Origin of the sequence: Qipengyuania sp. ABI-127-1, assembly GCA_022953095.1 — a bacterium.
Taxonomy (GTDB): domain Bacteria; phylum Pseudomonadota; class Alphaproteobacteria; order Sphingomonadales; family Sphingomonadaceae; genus Qipengyuania.
Genome location: JALJCR010000001.1, coordinates 623820 through 643684 on the forward strand (window position 1 = coordinate 623820; position 19865 = coordinate 643684).

Annotated in this window: 16 protein-coding genes; 3 read left to right on the forward strand and 13 right to left on the reverse strand. The window is 60.2% G+C overall.

What is annotated here, in order from left to right:
- Window positions 1-73: 73 nt before the first annotated feature.
- Window positions 74-1828, forward strand: a complete 1755-nt coding sequence (locus tag MUY37_RS02930; RefSeq protein WP_499193920.1) for a DUF885 domain-containing protein — start codon at window positions 74-76, stop codon at window positions 1826-1828.
- 5 nt (window positions 1829-1833) lie between these two features.
- Here the strand turns inward: MUY37_RS02930 and MUY37_RS02935 are convergent, their stop codons facing one another.
- From MUY37_RS02935 to MUY37_RS02995, 13 genes are all read right to left on the reverse strand, one after another.
- The gene (locus MUY37_RS02935; RefSeq protein WP_499193921.1) at window positions 1834-3270 is read right to left on the reverse strand and encodes an indolepyruvate oxidoreductase subunit beta family protein; all 1437 of its coding nucleotides are present in this window, start codon (window positions 3268-3270) and stop codon (window positions 1834-1836) included.
- Window positions 3270-5393 carry a thiamine pyrophosphate-dependent enzyme gene (locus MUY37_RS02940; RefSeq protein WP_499193922.1) on the reverse strand — a complete coding sequence of 708 codons (2124 nt, stop codon included), beginning with the start codon at window positions 5391-5393 and terminating at the stop codon, window positions 3270-3272. Before MUY37_RS02940 ends, MUY37_RS02935 begins: the two co-directional genes overlap by 1 nt.
- 4 nt (window positions 5394-5397) lie before the next feature.
- Window positions 5398-6171, reverse strand: a complete 774-nt coding sequence (locus MUY37_RS02945; protein ID WP_499193923.1) for a cyclase family protein — start codon at window positions 6169-6171, stop codon at window positions 5398-5400.
- Between the two features lie 56 nt (window positions 6172-6227).
- Window positions 6228-8042 carry a tetratricopeptide repeat protein gene (locus tag MUY37_RS02950; RefSeq protein WP_499193924.1) on the reverse strand — a complete coding sequence of 605 codons (1815 nt, stop codon included), beginning with the start codon at window positions 8040-8042 and terminating at the stop codon, window positions 6228-6230.
- A gap of 335 nt (window positions 8043-8377) precedes the next feature.
- Window positions 8378-8896 (reverse strand): MarR family winged helix-turn-helix transcriptional regulator, encoded by a 519-nt coding sequence (locus tag MUY37_RS02955; protein WP_499193925.1) that lies wholly within the window; start codon window positions 8894-8896, stop codon window positions 8378-8380.
- 291 nt (window positions 8897-9187) lie between these two features.
- Entirely contained in the window at window positions 9188-10372 is a 1185-nt protein-coding gene (locus tag MUY37_RS02960; protein ID WP_499193926.1) for an acyl-CoA dehydrogenase, read from the reverse strand.
- Entirely contained in the window at window positions 10372-10782 is a 411-nt protein-coding gene (locus MUY37_RS02965; protein WP_499193927.1) for a RidA family protein, read from the reverse strand. Before MUY37_RS02965 ends, MUY37_RS02960 begins: the two co-directional genes overlap by 1 nt.
- The gene (locus tag MUY37_RS02970) at window positions 10779-11201 is read right to left on the reverse strand and encodes an acyl-CoA thioesterase (RefSeq protein ID WP_499193928.1); all 423 of its coding nucleotides are present in this window, start codon (window positions 11199-11201) and stop codon (window positions 10779-10781) included. The genes MUY37_RS02965 and MUY37_RS02970 overlap by 4 nt, the downstream gene beginning before the upstream one ends.
- On the reverse strand, window positions 11201-12367 hold the full coding sequence (locus MUY37_RS02975; RefSeq protein ID WP_499193929.1) for an acyl-CoA dehydrogenase family protein: 1167 nt from the start codon (window positions 12365-12367) through the stop codon (window positions 11201-11203). The genes MUY37_RS02970 and MUY37_RS02975 overlap by 1 nt, the downstream gene beginning before the upstream one ends.
- Window positions 12367-13176 carry an enoyl-CoA hydratase family protein gene (locus MUY37_RS02980; RefSeq protein WP_499193930.1) on the reverse strand — a complete coding sequence of 270 codons (810 nt, stop codon included), beginning with the start codon at window positions 13174-13176 and terminating at the stop codon, window positions 12367-12369. The genes MUY37_RS02975 and MUY37_RS02980 overlap by 1 nt, the downstream gene beginning before the upstream one ends.
- Window positions 13173-13670, reverse strand: coding sequence for a MarR family winged helix-turn-helix transcriptional regulator (locus MUY37_RS02985; protein WP_499193931.1), 498 nt, complete (start codon window positions 13668-13670; stop codon window positions 13173-13175). The genes MUY37_RS02980 and MUY37_RS02985 overlap by 4 nt, the downstream gene beginning before the upstream one ends.
- Window positions 13667-14443, reverse strand: coding sequence for an SDR family NAD(P)-dependent oxidoreductase (locus MUY37_RS02990; RefSeq protein ID WP_499193932.1), 777 nt, complete (start codon window positions 14441-14443; stop codon window positions 13667-13669). Before MUY37_RS02990 ends, MUY37_RS02985 begins: the two co-directional genes overlap by 4 nt.
- Before the next feature lies 1 nt (window position 14444).
- On the reverse strand, window positions 14445-16745 hold the full coding sequence (locus MUY37_RS02995; protein WP_499193933.1) for a bifunctional salicylyl-CoA 5-hydroxylase/oxidoreductase: 2301 nt from the start codon (window positions 16743-16745) through the stop codon (window positions 14445-14447).
- 136 nt (window positions 16746-16881) lie between these two features.
- Here MUY37_RS02995 and MUY37_RS03000 point away from each other — a divergent pair, with 136 nt between their 5' ends.
- Window positions 16882-18054: a pyridoxal phosphate-dependent aminotransferase gene (locus MUY37_RS03000; RefSeq protein WP_499193934.1), complete on the forward strand. Its 1173-nt coding sequence runs from the start codon at window positions 16882-16884 to the stop codon at window positions 18052-18054.
- A 34-nt stretch (window positions 18055-18088) separates the two neighbouring features.
- Window positions 18089-19744: a DUF885 family protein gene (locus MUY37_RS03005; protein WP_499193935.1), complete on the forward strand. Its 1656-nt coding sequence runs from the start codon at window positions 18089-18091 to the stop codon at window positions 19742-19744.
- The last annotated feature ends 121 nt before the right edge of the window (window positions 19745-19865 follow it).

Consider the following 19865-nt stretch of genomic DNA (forward strand, 5'->3'; position numbering starts at 1 on the left):
TCCAGCGCAATGCGTCTAGAGCCTTTCTGCTGCCGAGGTCTTCACCCAAGTCTGACATCAAAGGATAAGCGATATGCCCTCTCCTTCTTCGTCGCGGGTCGCCCGGTTGCCCCGTTTGGCCGCGGTCTGCGCTGCCGCGCTGTTCATAGTGGCGGCGCGCGCGCCCGATCTTTCTGCTGTCATTGAGCGGTACGAGACCTTCGCAGCCGAATATCCGATGGAAGCGGGTCGATCCGATCCGACATCCTCGCGCGAAGGATGGCCTGCGGAAACGCCCGAAGACATGGCATGGAGAAGGGCCGAATTGCAGCGTTTGGCCGAAGCTCTGGACGGCCTAGCCGACCCTGCGCTGGGACAGGAAGATCGGATCAACCGCGATCATCTTCGCGCGCTGATCGGATGGCGGATCGAAGGGATAGATTTCGACGAGCGCCGGTTCGCTTTCGTTGCGCATGAAGGATTCTACAACACTCCTTACGCCGCCGCGCGCAAGCTCAATCCCCACAATGCTGAGGAAGCCAAGGCCTGGTTGACACGTATGCGCGGAATACCCCGGTATCTCGTCGAACAGCGGGCGAACCTGGAACGCGGCGTGGCGACCGGTTGGACGCATCCTGCGATCGTGGTTGATATTGCCGTGGCGATCCTGCGCAAGCAGATGGCGCGATCGCCTGCAGATGATCCCATGGCGGCAGCACTAGAGCGCTTTCCTGCTATGGCAGCGCAGGCGCGTGGTCTGGTTGAAAAGGAGATCCGGCCGGCCCAGCAGGCGATGCTGGATTACATCGACGGCGCGTATCGGGACGCTGCGAGACAGGAGCTTGGCATATCAGCGGTGCCCGGCGGGCGGGAATATTATGATTTCTTGCTCCGCTACTATACCACGACCGATCTTTCGGCTGAGCAAATCCATGCGATGGGCCTTTCCGAGGTGCGTCGTATTCGTGCCGAGATGGACGCCGTAATCGCCTCTACCGGGTTCGACGGGGATTTTGCCGAGTGGTTGCATTTCCTGCGCACCGACCCCCGATTCTACGCGACCAGCCGTGAGGAGCTGATCGAAAAATACGCCGCCGCAGCGAAACGGATCGATGGGGCGCTGCCGCGATACTTTTCCCACCTGCCGCGCCAGCCGTTCACAATTGTCCCCGTCCCCGCGGAACTGGAAGAGTATTACACGACAGCGCGCGGCGGTGGTGGGGGCGATATGGAGAAAGGTATTGCCGGTACTTTCATCGTCAACACGTCGCATCTCGATCAGCGCCCTTTATACGAGGTGCCTGCGCTCAGCCTGCACGAAGCCGCGCCCGGGCACCATACGCACGGTGCCCTCAATCAAGAGAACAAGGCCTTGCCCAGCTTTCGTCGGGCGCGCGATCTGCTAGCCTTCCGCGAGGGATGGGCGCTCTACGCCGAGCGGCTGGGGCATGAAATGGGCGTCTATCGCGATGCTTATGAGAAGTTCGGCAGCCTATCGACCGAGATGTGGCGGGCCTGCCGCATGGTCGTAGACACGGGCATTCACGTGATGGGCTGGGATTATGCGCGGGCGCGCAAGTGTTTCGAGGAAAATACCGCATTGGCGGATGTCAATATCGATACCGAACTGGCGCGCTACATCGGTGCACCGGCCGGGGCGGTGGCATATAAGGTCGGCGAGTTGAAGATCGTCGCGTTGCGCGAGCAAGCCGAACAGGCGCTGGGCGACCGTTTCGATATTCGCGCGTTTCACGACCTTGTCCTGGCGCAAGGCCAGTTGCCGATGACACTGCTGGAGGCGCAGGTCGAAGCGTGGATAGCCTCCGCAGGAGAAGAGCCTGGAATGTGAAGATGTCAGGCGGCGAGGGCGGTCGCCAAGGCTTTCCCATCTTCATCGGCCAACGCAGCTTCGCGCAGGCGCGCAATTGCGGCGGCATCGATCCCTCCCTGGCGGTAGCGGTCAATCACCAGACCGAAATTGCGCAGGCCGCGCTCGAACGTGTCGCCATAGCCTTTGATCAGGCGCTGGCATTTGACCAGCTCCAGCGCGCTGGCGGGTTCGGCTGAGCGCACCAGGGCCAACCATTCCTCGATCCGCGCCTGTTCGATCCCGTAGCGCAATGTTCCGCGCCGCCAGCGCCGCCAGCCAGCCAGCGCATATAGTGCAAGGAACCAGGGCAAACGGGTCGTCTCGACGTGACGGCCCTTCGCAAACAATGGTTCGAAAAAGCGCTTCGCTCGCGTACTTGCAAGGAGCCGACAACCGATCGACGATGGCAGTGTCTCGCAGATTTCTTCAAGCCGGGGGTGGAGATACTCGGTCAGCTCGACGATCTGGCCATCTTCCGCCTTAACTTCTTCCCACACCCGCGCGAAGCGTGTGCGACGGATTTTGAGCGCAGCGACCCGGATCGTATCCTCGTAAGACATCCATAGCGCCAGGTGACGCGCGGCCTCCGCCAGCAAGGCACCCGTACCGACCAAGGCCTCCAGTCGATCGAGATACAGCTCGGCATAGGCACGATCCTGATACTCAATCAGGCGCCTGACGCCTTCCAGCGCGAAAGCATGCGCTTCGACGGGAAGACGCTGCTCCACCCGCTTTGCTAATGCGCGACCGGCCTTGCTGGTGGGTTCCGGGCGATCCGCCTTGAATACATTGGCTGCGCTGGACGTGCCCTCCGCCGCATCGAACCCCGCGGCGAAACCGCGCAGATTGGCATCAATGGCTTTCCCTCCGTCACGGATCGCTGTCTCGAACGCTTGGCGCGGGAAGGGCAGGCCGCCGCTCCCAGCAAGAGCGCCGAACATGATGGAGCTGATCACGCAGCTGTTTGCCTGTGCGGTGGCTTCCATGTCGAAGCCGATGAAGCGCCTCGCGCGTTCCTTTGCTGCAGCGAGAATGCGCTCGCTGCTGGCGCGCCCATCGCCCATCGCGGTCTTTTCGCTGATCGCGTAGACACGGTGGGTCGATCCGATGAGCAGCGTGTCTGTGGTTACGAAGCCGCGAAGGATCGCGCGGCCCGCCTCCATCAGTTCCGAAGCGACGACGATGTCTACATCGCCTGGGACCGGCATCAGAGCCAGAACAGGGGTCCGCGTTTCCTCGGCGGGAATCATTTCTACGTAATAGACGGTGGCGCCTGTGCGCTGAGCCACACCGGGCACCGAGGTTCCTTGTGCGATGTAGCCACACATCTCGCCCAGTTGTACGATCCAGTTGGCCAGTACGCCCCCGCCCTGTCCGCCCAGGCCCAGGACGGCAATGGTGATTCTCTTTCTTTGTTTCATCAGAAAGCCCTCGCCGCCAGCATGCGTTCGTCGCGCCGCTGAAGTGCGCCGATCACCCATTGCCGTATCCGCTGGCGGATACGGTCGCCCCGGTTAGGATTGGTGATGATTTGTGCCTTATAAAAGGACGGACACAGGATGGCGGCATGGCTCACCTCGCCGCACACGCCGCAACCCACGCAACTGTTCTCCACATGCGCCACCGGGTCTTGCCGCAAGGGGTCGGGGTTCGCACGGATCGAGAGCGAGGGGCATCCCGACAGCCGGATGCAGCTGTGATCGCCGGTGCATGTGTCAGGGTCCACGCCGAAGCGTTCGCGCACCACCCGCTGGCCGTTCTTTAGAGCACGGGCGATCTGCGGCTTGAGCCGGCGCTGTCGGTTTAGCTGGCATTCGGATTGTGCAATCAGAACTTTCGGCCCCTTTTCACGCGAGGTGAGTGCATCGCGAATGGCGTCGCGCATACCGGCGACATCATAGGTCCGGGTGCGCGTCTGCGCCCAGGTGATCCCGACTCCGCGCACCGCGCGTTCGATGGGGTTGTTGGTCTTGCGATGGGGCGGCTTGGCGCGCGATGACGGGATATCCTGCCCGCCCGTTGCCGCCGAATAACCATTGTCGACGATTATCGTCAGATTGTCGTCCTGGTTGAATACCGCATTCCCGATCCCGGACGTCAGCCCGTTATGCCAGAAGCCGCCGTCCCCCATGATCGCCACGGCGCGTTTGCCCTCGGGCTTGAAAGCCGAAGCGCCTGCGGTGCCGAGACCGTACCCCATCGTGGTGTTCCCAATGTGAAACGGCGGCAGGATGGAAAACAGATGACACCCGATATCGGCCGATACGTGAAGCTCGCCGATCTCTTTCTGGACCAGTTTCATGGCCGAAAAGATCGGTCGCTCAGGACAACCAGTGCAGAAGCCTGCCGGTCGGGGCGGGACGGTGGCAGGCGTTAGCGCCGGGGGCGGCGCAGGTTTTGGCTTCGGCGCGCGGCGTGGTGCGTATTCGCGCAGGAATTCCGAAACTCCGTCCCGAATAGCATCGGCAGTATATTCACCGGCTCGCGGCAGAACGTCTTTGCCGCATACCATCGTATCGAGACCGGCGCGACGGATTAGCGTATTCAGTTCGTGTTCGATGAATTCGGGCTGACCTTCCTCCACCACAAGCACAGCCCGTTTGTGGGCGCAGAAGTCGCGTACTTCGTCGGGGATCAGCGGATATGTGACGTTGAGAACATAGATCGGTAGTGACGCCTTGCCATAAGCATCCGACAGATCGAGCAGTTCGAGCGCGCGATTAAGCGAGTTGAATATGCCGCCCTGAACGATGATGCCGATCTCATCTTCTTCAGGGCCGAAGTGTTCGTTCAGGGTGTTCCGCCGGATAAAGTCCACCCCAGACGGCCAGCGTTTGTCAATTTTCTCTATTTCGTGCAGAAAGTTAGCCGGTGGCAAGACGATCCGGTCGACATCGCGCGAAGGCTCGGCCGCTGCTTCGGCCACGGTCAGCGGCGGACGGCAATTGTCGCGCGCGGTGAAGCTTCCGGTGACGTGGCAGGCTCGGACACGCAGTTCCAGCATAACCGGCGTGTTCGATGCCTCGGACAGTTCGAAGCCCTTTTGCACCATGTCGACGATCACCGGCAGGCTGGGGCGCGGGTCAAGCAGCCACATTTGTGATTTCATCGCGAAGGCATGCGTGCGTTCCTGCATGATCGAGGAGCCTTCGCCATAGTCTTCGCCGAGGATGATCAGGGCGCCGCCTGTGACTCCGCCGGATGCGACATTCGACAGCGCATCGGACGCGACATTCGTCCCCACCACGGATTTCCAGGCCACAGCGCCACGCAGCGGGTAATTGACCGAAGCAGCGAGCATGGCGGCGGCAGTGGCCTCGCTGGCCGAACTTTCGAAATGGACGCCCAGGTCGGACATAAGCTCGCTGGCGTCGGAGAACACATCCATCAGATGGCTGATCGGCGAACCCTGGTATCCGCCCACATAGGCGACGCCACTTTCCAACAGAGCTTTGGTAACGGCGAGAATGCCTTCACCATGGAAGGTTTCTCCCTCGCCGAGCTTCAGCCGTTCGATTTCTGCCTTGAAAGAGCGTTCCGCCATGCGTCTAGTCGGCCACCAGCGCCAGGACGCGTAGCGGGCTGCCTGAACCGTCTTCGATCTTGAGCGGCGCTGCCAAGATCATGCTGCCGGTCGCTGGAAGCAGATCGAGGTTTTCAAGGCACTGCAATCCGTAGCGCCCCGCGCCATGGATCAGCGTGTGTGCGGGATAGGCCGGGTCCAGCAGATGAGCCTGCCCGGCATCGGTGCCGATTGTCTCCACACCCAAGCCGTGAATGTCTCGATGCTCCAGAAGAAAGCGAACTGCCTCGGTCGTGGGTCCGGGCGTATGTGCACCGTCTTCGTGCCGGTTGGCGTAGGCTTCGCCCTCTCGTTTCGACCAATCGGTCCGTAACAGGACCCAACTGCGGGGCGGGATGGCGCCGTGGGCTTCTTCCCAAGCCTCTATATCCGCTACGGTCAGCAGGTAATCAGGATCGGCGGCGGACTGCTGCGAGATGTCGATTACGACCGCCGACGCCAAGAAATCCGCGGGGGGGATCGTATTGGTCGAATTATTCGGAAGGTCTTTGCCCGATGCCCAGTGGACCGGAGCGTCGAAATGGGTGCCAGTATGCTCGCTGACGGTGAAATTGTTCCAATACCAGGCGACACCACGCTCGTCGTAGCGCGAGATCTCTTCTTTGCTGAAACCCGCGCACTGATTGAACTCGGGTGGAAGGACGAGGGTAGGGGTGTCAGGCGATAGCGTCTGCGTGAGATCGATCGTGCGGATCGTTCCTGAAGCGATCCCGGCGGCGAGTTGCTGGAGAATGGTCATCTATTGGCTCCTCTCATCTCGGATGTTAGCCATAAAACTTGCATATGCAACCAATATCACGACTTGGGCGTCGGCACCACATCGAATGCGATCGTCGTTCGATGCGCTTCGGCAGCGAATGGAACCGTGCCGTGGTAAAAGTACGAAGGGAACAGGACGAGAAGGCCGGGTTCTGGGCATATGGTGCGTAGGATACGCTCGTGCCGCCCCAAGCGCAGACCGGTCTCGCCGAATTTCAGGCACCCTTCGTCGCCCTCCAGACCGGCAGGCAGCGCGACATAATAGACGGCACTGATCCAGCCGGCGGGATGAATGTGGTTTGTATGGTGTCCGCCTGCGCCCAGCCGCGCCGACCACGAGCCGGAAAAAGAGAAGCCTGCCGCTTTGCGACACAGGAATGGATGGTCCACATCATTAGGCAGCGCGGCGATGTATCGCGCCACCGCTTCTTCGATCATGGCCCGGATCGCTGTGATCTCGGGAATGTCGCTGTTGAATAAGTCGTCGGCAGTCTGCGTGCCGCCGCGCAACGTCTGCTCCAGCGGTGCCCGCTGGCCGCTGTGCAAGGCTCGTAGCGCACGGTTAAGTCGGCTATTGAACCCCTCGGTGTTGCCGTTCCGTGGGCTGAGTCGGAAGGTCCGGATCAGATCGGGGTTCTCGAGCCATTCGTACTTCCGATCGCCTTTCAGCCGCCAGACGATAGCTTGCAATGCCAGCATCTGTTGATCGTTAGGATCGGAGGCGAGCCGACGCCGAATCAGCGACAGCGCATCGTCATACCGGTCCAGGATCAACAAGATGCGAGCATATTCGCGCAAGGTCGGCGCGTGTTCCGGTTCTGCCTCAAGTGCCGCATCAAACGCTCTAGCTGTGTCGGCAGCCCTGCGGGAAGACCATAGCGCTTGGCCGAGGAGGCAGAGATGTTCGGCTCCACTAACGCCGCGAGACATCGCCGTTTCCAGTAGCTCGACAGCCCGCCCAGGCTCTTTCGCCAGCGTCAGACGCCTAGCGAGGCCTTCCAGCAAATCCGGGTGATCCGGATGAGACTCAAGGGCCTCGCGATAGCTTACGACATGCTCCGCGACCCTACCTTGATGCCAGAGCATTCGGCTCAGCGATTCGTGGATGGCCGCATCGGTCGGTGCCAGTTTGATCGCATGACGATAGGCCTGCGCCGCGTCTTCGAAACGGCCCAGATCCTGCAGGCAATGGCCGAGGTTGTAGGGTATCTCAGCCCGTTCGGAAGAGCTCGCCGCGCATTCGAGCAAGATCGGCAGGGCTTCGTGCGCGCGTCCGGCTTGCCGCAGCGCGACCGCCAAATTGTGCCGCCAAGGCAGATGGTCAGGCGTTGCCTGCAGGGCAAGCCGATAGGCCTCGATCGCACCCGGGTGATCCCCGATTGCGCCGCGCATCTCACCCAGGATGGCCCAGGCCCGCCCGTTCGGAGAAGCACGATCGAGGAGTGGGGCGAGACACGTTTCCACTTCCCCGAACTCCTGGAGCCGCGTCAGCGAAAGAGCCAGATTGATACGGGCATCGCTGTAGGCTGGAAGAAGCTTCAGCGCTTCGCGATAAGCCTCGGCGGCTTCGGAAATCTCCCCACGATCCAGCAGGCTGTTGCCCAGATTGTTGAGCACGTGAGGCTGTCGGGGAACCGCCGCCAGCGATCTGCGAAACAGGTCTACGGCCCGGCAATGGTCGCCTCGCTGCCGCGCTACCATGCCGAGCAATTGCAGCGCGTCCGGCTGGCGGGGCGTTGCGTCCAGAACTGCCAGCAGCCTCTGCTCGGCAGCGTTCAGCTTGCCCGCTTGCGCAAGCTGCAACGCGTCGCGAAGCATCGTTTTCTCCATGGATCGCGGTTGTGTTCGCATGTCGCGCTCCCTCTGGCGGACAGTTGAGTTCCCGCCTGACGGAGATCCGAAACCGATCGGACGCTCCCGTCATAAAATCACACGCTAAGTCATGTGTAATTGCACATAATAGTGCTGCGACGCAACGTTTGCCCCGAAAATTGGTGGTAAAGCGTGGGGGCGGCCCATCGCATGGTCAGCGGGAGAGGTATCGCGTCCGCTGCGTCGTCGCGGATCGCGATGAGATCGCCGAGGGTTTGATCATGCGCGCCATGCAGGCTGCTTCGCTACAGAAGCTGCGGGGTGTTCTATGTCTTCGCTGACGACGAAGTTGTTCAGTCGTCAGGCTGGGAACGCTACTCGATCGGCAATTTGCTGAGATTAGCACTTATCTTCTGAAGCGTGCGAAGAAGGTGAGCGATATCGCGGTTGCTGATCCCATCCATCGCCCGCATGAATTGCCGCCCCACTATGGGTGTAAGCTTGCGCAGCCTTTGTTCTCCAGCGGGGGTGAGCGTCACTTCGGTAATGCGGTTATCCTCGGCATTGGGCTCGGCCGTCACCAAGCCCTGCTCGAGCATGCGATCTATGATCCGGCTAATTGTGGAACGTTTGGTCAGTGCGGCTTCGGCGATTGCGCCGATACTCGCAGGCTGGCGTTCGCGAAGGACCGTCATCACTCGATAGATGGGTTTCGAGACCCCGTGCTTGTGCAGCACCTTATCCATATCTTCGTGATACTTGAAATCGGCGTGAGCCATCAGATAAAAAGGTGAATTGGCCAGCCGGAATGTCGCACTGCTGGGGTTGTAGTCACCACGATCTATCTGGTCTTCAACAATATCCTGCGATCTCTTGCCCGACACTGCTTTCATACTGTCCCTCGAACGCTTTTCCTCTCACCCGCATGGACGGCCGACAGAGCCGGTCCAATCGAGCACAGGTCTGGTTTGTCCGCAATCCCATACCCAGAATCCTCTCCGACCGACCGGCGCGAAGGGATTGCTTAACGGTTTTTGCGTGAATTTGATCCTATCCCCGATAGCGATCTTGTTCGGAAAATAAAGCGTTTTCAAGCGAAACCGAACGAAAAACCCGAGAAACGTGCGCCATCGCCTTGGAAAGAGGCATTGTCAGACAGTGGTGGGGCGGGCCTGCTGCCCCTGTCAGAACGCCGGGATTCCGGTGATGGCGCGACCCAGGATCAACGCGTGAACGTCATGCGTCCCTTCATACGTATTGACGGTTTCCAGGTTCATGGCATGGCGCATCACCTGATAATCGGCGCTGATACCGTTGCCACCGTGCATATCCCGGGCTGTGCGAGCGATGGCCAATGCCTTGCCGACGTTGTTGCGTTTGACGATTGATATCATCTCCGGCGCGAACTGTCCTTGGTCAATCAGTCGCCCGACACGCAGGCTCGCCTGGAGCCCCAGAGCGATCTCGCTCTCCATATCGGCGAGTTTCTTCTGATAGAGCTGAGTCGCCGCTAGCGGGCGGCCGAACTGGTGGCGGTCGAGTCCGTATTGGCGGGCGGCGTGAAAACAGTATTCGGCAGCACCCAAGGCACCCCAGCTGATCCCGAAGCGCGCGCGGTTGAGACAGGAGAACGGCCCCTTCAGGCCTGACACTTCGGGGAGCAGTGCCGTTTCCCGCACCTCCACGTCCTCCATCACGATCATGCCCGTAATCGATGTGCGTAGACTGAGTTTGCCGTCGATTTTCGGCGCCGACAGTCCGGGCGTGCCCTTATCGAGCACGAAACCGCGGATCGCGCCCCCGTGGGCCTCGGACTTCGCCCACACGACGAACACGTCGGCGATCGGAGCATTGGAAATCCAAGTCTTCGTCCCATTCAGACAATAGCCGCGCTCGGTCCTGACCGCTTGCGTCCGCATACCGCCCGGGTCAGAACCTGCATCGGGTTCGGTCAGGCCGAAGCAGCCGATCATCTTCCCACTCGCGAGAAGGGGAAGATAGTGGCGCTTCTGTTCCAGCGAACCGAAGGCGTGAATCGGATACATGACGAGACTGGACTGTACGCTCATCATCGAACGGTATCCCGAATCTACCCGTTCCACTTCGCGCGCGATGAGACCGTAAGCCACATAGGATGCTTCCACTCCTCCGTAGGCTTCCGGGATCGTCGGGCCAAGCAGCCCCAAGGCACCCATTTCGCGAAAGATGTCTGGATCGGTTTGCTCCTGAGCGAATGCATCGATCACACGGGGGGCGAGCCGGTCCTGCGCATAAGCCCTGGCGACATCGCGGATCATCCGCTCTTCTTCGTTCAGCTGTTCGTCCAGCAGAAAGGCATCGGACCAATCGAATTTCCGCACACCGCTCATCAGCGTGACGCCGCCGGGATTACCGCAGTGGTCTCGATCTCGACTTTTGCCGCCGCCTCGACCAGCCCGGTGACTTCCACCACTGCCATCGCGGGATAATTGTGTCCAAGAAGTTCGCGATACGTAGCGCCGATTGCGGATAAGCTCGTGAGGTATTCTTCGCGATCGGTGATGTACCAGGTCATGCGAACTATATGTTCGGGACCGGCACCGGCTTCGGCCAAGACGGCCAAGGTGTTTTCCAGCACTTGATGGAACTGGCCGGCAAGGTCGTGACACACGAATATCTCGTTCTCATCCCATCCGACGATTCCGGCCGTGAAGATCATACGACCGTCAGCAGCGATACCGTTGCTATATCCGCGCGGTCGTGGCCAGCCGGGGGGAAGCAGAGATTGATGGGCGCTCATGAAGGGTCCTTGTCGGCAAGTGCGTGTTTTTTAAGGAGGTCGAGAAAGTCGGCAGGCCAGGGGTGTGCGCGCATATTGGCGAGATCGATCAGCACCACGGTCGAGCGAACAGCGAAGCGCGCTTCGCCGCAGCAAGTGACGTCGATGCCAAGATCGAGCGAACTCCTGCCAATCCGCACGATCCGGAGGGTGAAGTCGAGCATGTCGCCCAGTCGGCTCGGTGCCGTGAACTCGGCCTTGAGGTCTACCGTCGGCAGCCCCATGCCCAGTTCGCCATGCATCGTGTTTCTGTCCACTCCGAGCACAGCCGCAGTCCAGTCCTCGACTACCGCGTCGCACAGTTCGAAATAGCGCGGATAGTACGCGATGCCCGCAGGGTCACAGTGCGCAAAGCGCAGGGGCAGTCGAGTGGTGAACATCAGTTAGCGCTTTGTGCAAGATGCTGGCGCGCGATGACCACTTTTTGCACTTCCGATGCACCCTCATAAATCCGCAGAGCCCGGACCTCGCGGTAGAGTGCTTCGACCGGACTGCCGACGGTAACGCCGAGCCCGCCGAACATTTGCACAGCCTTGTCGATCACCTGCTGTGCGCTGTCGGTTGCATGCAGCTTGGCGAGTGCGGCTTCGCGGGAGTTGCGTTCTCCCCGCACGTCGCGCAACCACCCCGCGCGATAGATCAGCAGGGCCGAGGTATCGATATCGAGTACCATTTCGGCCAGCTTGGACTGTGTAACGGCATTGTCCGCCAGTACCCCCTTCCCCAGCTTGCGCACGCGCGCCCGCTCGGTCGCCTCGTCGAGCGCGCGGCGGGCGAAGCCGAGCGCGGCGGCGCCCACCGTCGTGCGGAAAATGTCGAGTGTTGCCATAGCGGCAGCAAATCCGCGCCCCGCTTCGCCGAGCAGAGCTGTTTTCGGCAATTCCATATCGGTGAATGACAAAGTTGCCAACGGATGCGGCGCGATTACCGCGATCCGTTCGGTAACCGCCAGTCCGGGGGTTTCGGCGTCGACGATGAACGCAGATACGCCCTTGGCCCCCGGCGCCTCGCCGGTGCGCGCGAATAAAATATAGTAGTCGGCGATGCCGCCGTTGGAGATATAGGTCTTCGCCCCGTTGATGCGGTATCCCGCCGTTTTGCGATCTGCGCTTGTCTCCATTGCCGCGACGTCGGATCCCGAAAGCGGCTCGGTCAATGCGAAGGCGGCAATTTTCCTTCCGGCGGCAACCTCAGGCAGATAAGCTCGCTTCTGCTCTTCGGTGCCGAAGAGACTTATCGTCCCCGAGCCGAGCCCCTGCATTGCGAAGGCGAAATCGGCCAGGCCTGAATGCCGCGCCAGTGTTTCACGGATCAATGCGAGCGAGCGGATATCCAGCCTTTCGTGGATACCGCCATGAGCAGCCGGCACGCAATAGCGTAACCAACCCGCTTCCCCCAGCATACGGACAAGTGCGCGACATGCGCGGTCGATGTCCTCGGGATGGTCGTCCGTCAAATGGTCACCACACCAGGCTTCCAGATCGATAGCAAGCTGACGGTGACCATCATCGAGGAAGGGCCAGTCGAGAAAACTCCGGTCGGCCATCAGTCGCCTGCAAACTCTGGAGTGCGCTTGGCCGCGAACGCGACGAAGGCGCGTCGGAAGTCGTTGGTCGCCATGCAGATCGCCTGCGCTTGCGCTTCCATTTCGATCGCCGTCTCAATTGAAACTGCCCATTCAGTATTGAGCTGTGTCTTGGTGATCCCGTGGGCGAAAGTCGGGCCGCAGGCTACCGATCGGGCGAGAACAAGAGCCTCGTCTGCCAATGCTTCATGGGCGACCAGACGGTTGTGAAATCCCCAACGTTCACCCTCTTCCGCAGTCATCATCCGACCTGTGTAAAGCAGTTCCGACGCTCGGCCTTGACCGATGATGCGCGGCAATATCGCGCAAGCCCCCATGTCGCATCCCGCCAGGCCAACCCGCGTGAACAGAAACGCGGTCTTGGCTCTCGGCGTCGCGATCCGCATGTCCGACGCCATTGCCATGATCGCACCGGCGCCTACGCAGATTCCGTCAATCGCCGCGACTATCGGCTGCGGACAGGCCCGCATGGCCTTGACAAGATCGCCGGTCATCCGGGTGAACGCCAGCAGTTCGGGCATTGGCATTTCGGTCAACGGCCCGATGATTTCGTGGACATCGCCGCCTGACGAAAAATTGCCGCCGGCCCCGGTGACGATCACGGCCTTGACCGCCGGAGTGTAGCTCAGGACCCTGAAGGTATCGCGCAGTTCCGCATAGCTTTCGAAAGTCAGCGGATTCTTGCGTTCGGGCCGATCAAGCGTGACGGTTGCGACGCCATCGGCAAACTGCCAGTCGAAGTGTTCCGGCGAGAACTGTTCCGGGTTCATGCCTCATCCTTTCCGATTTGTGCCGCAAGCGTCTCTTTGAGCGTGCCGAGAAGATCGTAGAGCGCGGCCTGTCGATCCTGCCCCAGGCCCCCAAACATCGCGTCGATCCAGTCCTGGTGAGCCTCAGCCAGTCCCGCGAAGCATTGGCGGCCCTGCTCGGTCAGACGAACGATCGACGACCGACCGTCGGTGGGGGAAGGGGCGACGCCCACATATCCATCGCGAACGAGTGCCTGGACGACACCGGTAACGTTGCCGTTGGAGACGAGCAGTGCCTGCGACAATTGTCCCATCGTCATCCCTTCCGGATGACGGTCGAGCGCGGCCATCACGTCGAAGCGAGGAAGCGTGATATCGTATTGATCGGCAAAACGCCGCTTGACCTGCTTTTCAATGACCCGCGTACACGCCAGCAGTCGCAGCCACAGCCGTACGCTGTCGCGCTGTTTGGCATCGCTGCTCCGATAATCGAGCGCCAATGAGCTGTCGTTCACATCACTTCTCCACCAGCCACCATAATGGTCTGTCCGGTTATCGATCGGCTGGCAGGAAGGCAAAGCCAGGTCGCCGCATCCGCCACTTCGGTGGGTTCGATAAGCCGCTGCTGTGGGTTAAAGCGCGTAAGTTCAGCCGCCGCCTGTTCCGCACTGCGCCCGGTGGCGGTCTGAATTTTCGCGACCGCCGTTTCCACTATTCCGGTATCAGTAAAGCCGGGGCAGATGGCGTTCACGGTCAGGGGCATTCGCGCATATTCGGCCGCTAGGGCGCGGGTCAGGCCGATGGCACCGTGTTTCGATGCAACATAGGGCGCGGTATAAGCGTAACCTTTGACCCCGGCTGTAGACGCCACGGTCACGATGCGGCCCGCGGGTGCCGCCAGCAGATCGGGAAGTGCCGCCTGGCTACAATGAAACAACGCGTCCAAGTTGATCGCCATCGTCTTCCGCCACGTCTCGGCCGATATGTCGGCGAAGGGGCCGCTCGACGCGATTCCGGCATTGTTGATCAGGATACCAATGGGGCCGTGCTTGGTACGCGCGGATGCGAAAGCGGCATCCACCGCTTGGCGGTCCGCCACGTCCGCAGGCGCTATATGGACCTCGCATGCAAGCTCGGCGCGCAATTTTAATGCTGTCTTTTCCAGCGTTTCGCTTGTTCGGCCGACCAAAGTCAAGCGCACACCTTCGGCTGCCAATGCACGGGCGATGGCCGCGCCGATGCCCGATCCACCTCCGGTGACGACGGCGTGGACGCCCTTCAGCCGCAAGCTAGGCATTCTGTGCTGCTTCCATCTCTGCGGCACGTTTCAGATTGCGGGTCAATTGCGCCATGCCTGCAAGATAAGGCGGCGGCACGGCCGCCCCATCGTATTCGTGCTGCGCTGCTGCCCGCAACGTCCACATAGGATCGATCATGTGCGGTCGGCCCAGCGCGACCAGATCAGCGCGGCCGGCGGCGAGGATGGAATTGACGTGGTCGGTTTCGAAGATGTTGCCCACGGCCATCGTCGATACACGCGCCTCGTTACGGATCTGGTCGGCGAAGGGAGTTTGGAACATCCGCCCATAGACCGGTCGGGATGCCGCCCATGTCTGACCTGCGGAAACATCGATCAGATCGGCACCCGCGGCATGGAAAGCGTCTGCGATCCGCACGGCTTCGTCAGGAGTCACGCCGGCGGCACCCATCCAGTCGGTCGCGGAAATACGAACCGACATGGGGCGTTCGGCTGGCCAGACAGCGCGCATGGCGGTGAAAACCTCGAGCGGATAACGCAAGCGATTCTCCAGCGAACCACCGTATTCGTCGCTACGACGGTTCTGCAGCGGTGTAATGAAGCTCGAAAGCAGATAACCGTGCGCCGCGTGCATCTCCACCATGTCAAAGTCCGCCTCGATGGCGCGCCGTGTGGCGGCGACGAACTGGTCGCGGACCCGGTTCATGTCTTCCCGGGTCATCGGTTGCGGGGCCTGGCTGGCCTCGCTCCACGGCACATCGGAAGCTGCGATTAGCGGCCAGTTGTCGCAGTCGAGCGGTTCGTCCATGCCCTCCCAGCCGATCCTGGTCGAGCCTTTGGCCCCCGAATGGCCGAGTTGGAGGCACATCTTGGCCCGGGTTTCGCGATGTACGAAGTCGGTAATGCGGCGCCACGCCGCAACATGTGCGGAAGCGTACATGCCAGGGCATGCGGGCGTAATCCGACCGTCGGCCGACACGCAGGTCATCTCGGTATAGACGAGGCCAGCACCACCTTGCGCGCGGGTTCCGTAATGCACCAGATGGAAATCGCCGGGCGTGCCGTTCGTGGCGCTGTACATTGCCATCGGTGAAACCACGATCCGGTTGTGCAGCGACATTTCGCGCAGTTGGTAGGGGGCGAACATGGGCGGGGCAATTTCGTCGCACCCGTTTGGTGCCTGGGCCTGGAACCAGCGTTCCACCTCTTCCAGCCACGCTTGGTCCCGAAGACGAAGATTTTCGTGGCTGACGCGTTGAGACCGGGTAAGCAGCGAATAGGCGAACTGGAGCGGAGGAAACGACAGATAGCGATCGAGCGTCTCGAACCATTCGGTCGAGTTGCGCGCGCTGTTCTGCAGCTTCAGCACTTCGACGCTGCGCTCCGCCTGATACTCTGCAAGCGCCTGTTCCCGGTTGAGCCCGGGGCGGTTGAGAACTTCCGCCAGTTTGATCGCATCTTCCAGTGCAAGCTTGGTACCCGAGCCGATAGAAAAGTGCGCGGTGTGAGCTGCGTCTCCGAGCAGCACGAATTTATCGTATGACCAGTTTTCCGTTACGATGCGGCGGAAATTGAGCCAAGCCTGCGGCCCCGGGAGATGCGAGGCGTTGGACATCAGTTCGTGCCCGTCCAGATGGCTGGCGAAGATCGATTCGCACAGCGCAATGGCTTCTGGCTGATCCATTCGATCAAGGCCGAGCCGTCGCCAGGTTTCTGGCTCCATCTCCACGATGAAAGTCGATAGATCGCCATCAAAGCGATAAGCATGGGCCCATACCCACCCAGCTTCGGTCTGCTCGAACGCAAAAGTGAAGGCATCGAACCGCTTGGCTGTCCCGAACCAGAAGAATTTGTTTTTCCGGACCTGAATGTCAGCATCGAAATGCTCGGCGTGGACGGTGCGAATACGGCTGTTCGCCCCATCTGCGGCAATCACCAGATCGTAGCCATCCCAAGCGGCGAGCGCCGGGCTGGCTTCGTGCTCGAAATGCAAGCCAATGCCGAGTTCGCGGGCACGTTCCTGCAGTATCGCGAGCAGACGTTTGCGCCCGATGCCGATAAATCCATGCCCGCCAGAGCGGATGCACTGACCATGGATGTGAACCTCGATATCGTCCCAATGGGCGAATTCGTCGCGGATAATTTCCCCGCTGACCGCGTCGTTGGCCATCAGGTTTTCGACTGTCTGGTCAGAAAAAACGACACCCCAGCCGAACGTATCGTCTGCTCGATTGCGTTCGAATACGTCAATCTCGTGAGACGGATTGCGTAGTTTCATCGAGATGGCGAAATAGAGGCCCGCCGGGCCTCCGCCTGCGCATGCGATCTTCACTTCGCCAACTCCCTCATCATCATGTTGATGACCGCATGGCTAGGTCGACAAGCAATATATTTCAACCCTAAAATTTTAGGCTTGAAATATCGTATATCACACAATTATGCACATGTATGAGGGAATTGGAGATGCAATGATGAAATGGCCTGCACGACGCCTCGCGGCGGGATCGAAGAAAAGTTTCGGGATGTACGATGCTGCGTGCAAGCTCGATGCAAAAGGCGTGGATCTGATCCATCTCGAATTCGGACGTCCGCACGCCGACACGCCCGATCATATCAAGGAGGCCACCAAGGCAGCGCTCGATGCTGGCATCGTCCATTATGGTGATTTCCGTGGGACGCTGTCGTTTCGAGAATCCCTGGTTCGCAAGTTGCGCGATTTCAACGGTTTGGATTACGGGGTCGATGAAGTGTTGGTGACGAATGGCCTGACGCATGCCTCTTTCGCAGCTTTCATGGCCGCGATCGATCCGGGCGATGAAGTAATCCTGCTCGACCCGTTCTATCCGCAACATGTCGGGAAGACAGAACTGGCTGGCGGCAAGGTGGTGATCGCCGAGCTCGACAAGGCCAATGGGTTTGCCATCTCGCGTGAGACCATCGCGGCAAAAATTACTGATCGAACGCGTATGATCGTTCTGGTCAATCCGGCCAATCCTACCGGCAGGGTCTATACCCGTGAAGAGCTGCAGCATGTCGCCGACCTCGCGATCGAGCATGATCTGCTGGTCCTGTCGGACGAAGTTTACGAATATATCACATATGGCGCTGCCCGGCATGTCAGCATCGCAAGCCTGCCCAGAATGCGCGAGCGAACTATCAGCTGCTATGCCTTCACAAAAGCCTATTCCATGGATGGCTGGCGCATCGGTTATCTCGCTGCGGACTCCCGTCTCATGCCTGCTATCCTGCGCGTCGCCATGACCGATGTTACGCATGTCAATGTTTTCGTTCAGGAGGGCGCGCGTGCCGCTGTAGACGGACCGCAGGATGGTATGCAGGCAATCGTCGAGGCCGATCGGCGCAAGCGCGACATCGTGGTCCAGGCGTTGAATCAGATGCCAGGCGTCTCCTGTGTGGAGCCGGAGGGAACAATCTATGCCTTTCCCGATATCACCGGCACCGGGTTCAAATCGCAGGATCTGGCGATGCGCATACTCGAGGAGGCGCATGTCGTCGTCGAGTCGGGTGCGTTCTATGGCCCGGGCGGCGAGGGCCATTTACGCGTATGTTTCGGCTCGGAATCGGAAGCGCGGATTGTTGAGGGAATGAACAGGCTCGCGCGCTTTTTCAACGACCTGTGAGGAAGATTGACCGGGTACCGACTGGGAGGGATTGATGAAACTTGTCTTACGCGCTGCCGCTGCCCTGATGTCGATCGTAGGCATGCCGATGATGCTTGCGACGCCCGCTGCCGCGCAGGACCAGACCGAGCCGAGCGGCTATCGTGCGCTTCAGCTGCTCTATTCGCAGTTTCGGGCTATCGTGCCACCGCCGATGGTAAAGGGCGTTCCCGACTATTCGCCAGAGGCCATGGCGCGCCAATATGCGGAGCTGAAGACTCTTCAATCCCGATTGCGCGCTATCGACGATAACAACTGGCCGATTTCGCAGCGCGTAGATTACATGGTCGTGCTGGCCGAGATGCGGGGGTTCGAATTTCAGCACCGCGTTCTTCAGCCGTGGAAGCGCGATCCAGCGTTCTACAGCACGACCAACCTTGGCTTCGGGCCGAAGATGCACGGTGCGATCGCCATTCCCGATCTGCCGCTTGATCAGTTTGAGGCGACCGAACTGGCGGCCAGACTCGACGCTGTACCGGAGGCATTGCGGCAGGCGCGGGACAACCTCACCGACGCGCGCGGCGATCTTGCGCGCCTCGGGATCGCCCAGAAGCAGGTTGAAGTGAACGTCTATGGCCAGCTTGCCGAAGAAGCGGGGCGATTGCAGCCCGAACTGGTCGCGCCGGCACGCCGTGCGCAAACCGCTGCCCGCGACTTCAAGGTGTGGTTGGAAAGCATCGAGGCGCAGCTTCCCGCGCATGGTGGAGTAGGACGGGAGAATTATGCCTGGTATTTGAAAAACGTCCTGCTGCTCCCCTATTCGGTGAATGAGATCGAAACGCTTGGCGAGCGCGAATATCAGCGCCAGATCGCATTCCTGAAGATAGAGGAACATCGCAATCGCGCCATTCCGATGCCGGCTCCGATCCGAACCCGTGCCGAATTCGATGCCAAGCGGAAGGCGGAGGACGAAGATCTCCTACGTTTCTTGCGCGAGGGCGATTGGGTCACGATCCCCGATTATCTCACCCACGATCCGCTAGAGGGCCCCTATCAGTTTCCGTTCGAGAAGGATCCTTCTAAGCCGGGGTTGTTCGAGCCCCCTTTCGACCTTCACTTCTTCTTCCAGGCCGAATTCCGCGACGGACGCCCGCTGCGCGCGCATAACCTTCCCGGCCATGCCTTTGATGGATTGCAGTCGGCGCGCGATACGCGCCCGATCCGAGGGAAGCCGCGTATGTTCTTTGTCAACGGTGTGCGCAACGAGGGATGGGCGTTCTATCTCGAAGAGATGATTCTGCAGGCGGGGCTGCTCGACGACAGACCGAAGACGCGGGAGATCGATTATATCCTGGGCGCCAAACGCGCAGCCCGCATTTTGCCTGAACTCATGATGCAGAAGAATTCCTGGACTTGGGCAGAAGCCAATGCCTCACTAGTTGCTCGCACACCCAAGTGGATGGAGCCTGGTGATGCCGTGGCTCAGTTCGATATCGAGCTCTATTTGCGTCAACCCGGCTACGGCATCGGATACTACATGGGGAAGATCGAACTGGAAAAGCTCATGGCTGACGTCGCAATGCAGGAAGGTGATACGTTCGACATCAAGTCGTTCCACGATCGTTTCCGGGCTGCAGGGTCGATCCCGATTTCGCTCATCCGTTGGGAAATGACTGGCCAGAATAATGAAATCAATACGATGCGCGACTGAAAATCGGTCGCTTGGGGGCGGTGGTGGTTCGGCCTGATGCGCATATATTAAGAAGGACGTAGGCCAATCCAATCACTGGGCTCGCCAACATGCGAAAGCTGCTCTGAGTCCCTTGAATTTG